The 3,417-nt window shown below is 42.1% G+C and carries 3 protein-coding genes; all 3 read left to right on the plus strand.

Features of this window, described 5'->3' with window-relative positions; genetic code table 11:
- Positions 1–654, plus strand: a 654-nt coding sequence (locus CAG69_RS19795) for an acylneuraminate cytidylyltransferase family protein (RefSeq protein ID WP_161445814.1), incomplete at its 5' end; no start/stop codon positions are given.
- Positions 655–656: 2 nt separating this feature from the next.
- A complete protein-coding gene (locus CAG69_RS19800; RefSeq protein WP_161445816.1) occupies positions 657–2,615 on the plus strand; it encodes a capsular polysaccharide biosynthesis protein in 1,959 nt (652 codons plus the stop codon).
- Entirely contained in the window at positions 2,612–3,262 is a 651-nt protein-coding gene (locus tag CAG69_RS19805; RefSeq protein ID WP_161445818.1) for an ABC transporter ATP-binding protein, read from the plus strand. Before CAG69_RS19800 ends, CAG69_RS19805 begins: the two co-directional genes overlap by 4 nt.
- Positions 3,263–3,417: the final 155 nt, after the last annotated feature.

The following is a 3,417-nucleotide window of genomic DNA, read 5'->3' on the forward strand; positions in this document are numbered from 1 at the left end:
GCACGAGGCGGATCTAAAGGTCTTCCTGGCAAAAACATTTATCCTTTATTTGGCAAACCACTGATCGCTTGGAGTATTGATGCAGCAAAAGAAAGTGAATTATTTGAAGATGTTTATGTTTCTACTGACTGCTCTGACATAGCAAATGTTGCCGAAAAGTTTGGAGCAAAAGTCATTAAACGTCCTGCAGAACTTGCAACGGATAATGCCTCTTCCCATGTTGTAATATCACATGCAATTAAAGTGCTTAATTTAGTAAGCACCGATAGTGTGATGCTATTGCAACCAACATCTCCACTTAGAAATGCCACTGATATCGAGAAGTCGTTCGAAGTTTATGAACAAAATGATGCATGTAGCTGTGTTATTTCTGTGTACGAGCCAGACGACACTCCTGCAAAAGCTTATAAGATTTTAGAAAGTGGCGAGATTACAGGTTTAGTCAGCGCAGATGCTCCGTACACTCGTAGACAAGATTTACCGCGTTGCTTTCAGCCTAATGGTGCGATTTACCTATTTTCTGTAAAAGGTTTCACTCAGAACCAATGTATTCCCAAGTTTGGTGTCTTTCCCTATGTTATGGAAGAAGCACGCTCACTTGACGTTGATACATTAGCTGACATGCAAAAAATCGAAGCATATCTCAAACAGTAGTTATGAATAACATAGAGAAGACGCAAGTTAAGTGTTTTTCCAGAGGTATTAAGAAAATTCCGCACCTCGCAGCATTTATTCCTGAGCTGGATATTGTATCTTCCTCAGAAAAGGCAGTTATTGGGTGGGGGTTTAAGTCGACAGCGAAGAAAGCTCGTGAGTATGCGAGTAAAAACAAGCTGCCATACATAGCATTAGAAGATGGATTTCTACGTTCTGTGGGCCTTGGTGTTGAGGGGGCGAGCGCTGCAAGTCTCGTTGTTGATACCTCAGGGATCTATTACGATGCTCGACAGCCTTCTGACCTTGAGAAGCTGATTCTCAAAGCGAACCAGCTTACTGCCGAACAGTTAACTCGCGCTCGAGCTTGTATTGGAGCAATTAAAGAAAAGCGCTTATCGAAGTACAATGTCAACCAATCCTCCAAGTTTGGAGCATCACCCAGGGTTGTAGTGATAGACCAAACTAAAGGAGACGCTTCTGTAGAAGGAGCAATGGCAGATGAGACAAGATTCGTCGTCATGTTAAAACAAGCTTTAGTTGATCACCCGGATGACACTATCTGGCTGAAAGTGCATCCAGACGTATTATCTGGTAAAAAACAGGGCTTTTTATTCCCGTTGCCGGTCCAAAATGAACGAATCAAAATATGCTCAGATGCTGCAAATCCATGGGACTTTTTAGAGTCAGTCTCTGACCTTTATACTGTTTCTAGCCTCATGGGCTTCGAAGGGTTAATGGGAGGGGTTAATGTCCATTGTTTTGGAATGCCATTTTATGCCGGGTGGGGGCTGACTCAAGATTATCTAGAATGTTCTCGTCGAAATGTCTCGCGTAGTGTAGAGCAAGTCTTTTATGCTGCTTATATACAATATGCACGATATGTTGACCCAATATTCGGTGAGAGCTGCGAGATTGAAGATATTATAAATTACTTCTCTGATACGCTGAGACAATGCAGCACTGAATCGCAACAGGTCGATCTCTCGCACTTATCGAAAATACGAAAATATTTACTTTCACATTATTTTCGAGGTTGGAAATTTTCTCATAGAAAGCATGCATCAGTGGCCGCGTTATGGGGGAGAAAAGAATCTGTCCCTAAAACAATGTGGCGGATAGAAGACGGGTTTATTCGTTCGGTTGGCTTGGGAGTACAGCTATCTAAACCTGCATCGTTGGTGCTCGATAAAACCGGTATCTATTTTGATGCTACCGCCGAAAACGACCTCGAAAAAAGTTATCGAGAATTACTTTTGAGCGATTGGGATAAAGCTCGCACTCAAGCGCTGATTGTTAAATTACAAAAAGCTAAAGTGACTAAATATAATGTCGGAAAGAACGAGGAGTTAACGCTGCCTTCCAATCAGCGAGTGATTCTTGTGCCAGGGCAAGTTGAAACAGATGCTTCCATACAGTTTGGCTCAGCAGAGCTCAAAACCAATAAGTCTTTGTTGCAAGTAGTAAGGCGAAGGCATCCTCAGGCCTTCATCATATATAAGCCGCACCCAGATGTGCTTGCTGGTGAGCGAGACTTAGGGTTAAACCCTGACGATGAATACCCACAAGCAAATGTAATTGTAAAAGACCTCAGCATGGATAGCCTACTAGAGCGTGTTGATGAGGTGCACACCATGACATCCTTGGCGGGCTTTGAAGCACTATTACGAGGTAAAACGGTTTATACATACGGAATGCCATTCTATGCCGGTTGGGGACTGACTATTGATCACTTAACTTGTAGTCGTAGGACTCGTCGTTTAAGTTTAGAGGAATTGGTCTACGGAGCTTTGGTGTTATATCCAACCTATATTGATACCGAAACCAATCAGTTGTGTACCGTAGAACAGAGCGTTCGGCGCATAACTCAACAGAAAGAAGGACGTCTTAGAGGGAAATTCAACTTGGCTTTGTTTGCTTTGCTGCAAGCTAGGCGCTTAAGAGATCGAGTTACATTATGATCAGATTAGAAAACCTAACGAAGTTTTATCCATCAAAGTTGGGTAATCAGTACATATTTCAGGATATTAACTTTATCATCCCAGAAGGTCATAATATCGCGATATTGGGTTCTAATGGCGCAGGTAAGTCGACCCTCTTTCGTATACTGGCAGGCAGTGAATACCCAAATAAAGGAAAAGTTGTCACCGATAGAGAAATCTCTTGGCCGGTTGCGCTTGCTACAGGTATCCATCCACAGATGACAGGCAGAGAGAATACACGTTTCATTGGGCGTGTAAATGGTGTTGCCGATCTTAAAGCCTACGAGGAAAAAGTAAAAAACTTTGCTGAGTTGGGGGTGAAGTACGATTTACCAGTAAAAAGTTACTCGAGCGGTATGCGTTCCCGTCTGGCGTTTGGTTGTTGTGTCGCGATTGACTTTGATATTTATCTCATTGATGAAGCAACATCTGTAGGCGATCAAAAGTTCCGGAAAAAAGCGAAGGAGGCCCTCTTAGAAAAAAGTAAAGTGGCTAGCGTGATTATGGTTAGCCATGATATGAAAGAGATCCGTGAATTTTGTGATAGCGCGATAATCCTCCACAAAGGAGAGCTCCAGTTTTATCCTGAATTAGAACAAGCTCTGGAAGTTTATAAAAATCTTTAGCAGATTAAACTCCTTCACAAACGCATTTGAGCTTGCTTTTTTGTATAAAATCTAGTTCAAGAGAATTTATTTGATATACAATTAGTAGGTGATTTTGATAAACGCAGGAACTAATGCCTGTTAGATCACAAATCGCGTGCAAGCAAGTCTAGCTC

The sequence above is a fragment of the Vibrio sp. V43_P6S15P86 genome (genome assembly GCF_009904725.1).
In the GTDB taxonomy this organism is placed as follows: Bacteria; Pseudomonadota; Gammaproteobacteria; order Enterobacterales; family Vibrionaceae; genus Vibrio; species Vibrio diabolicus.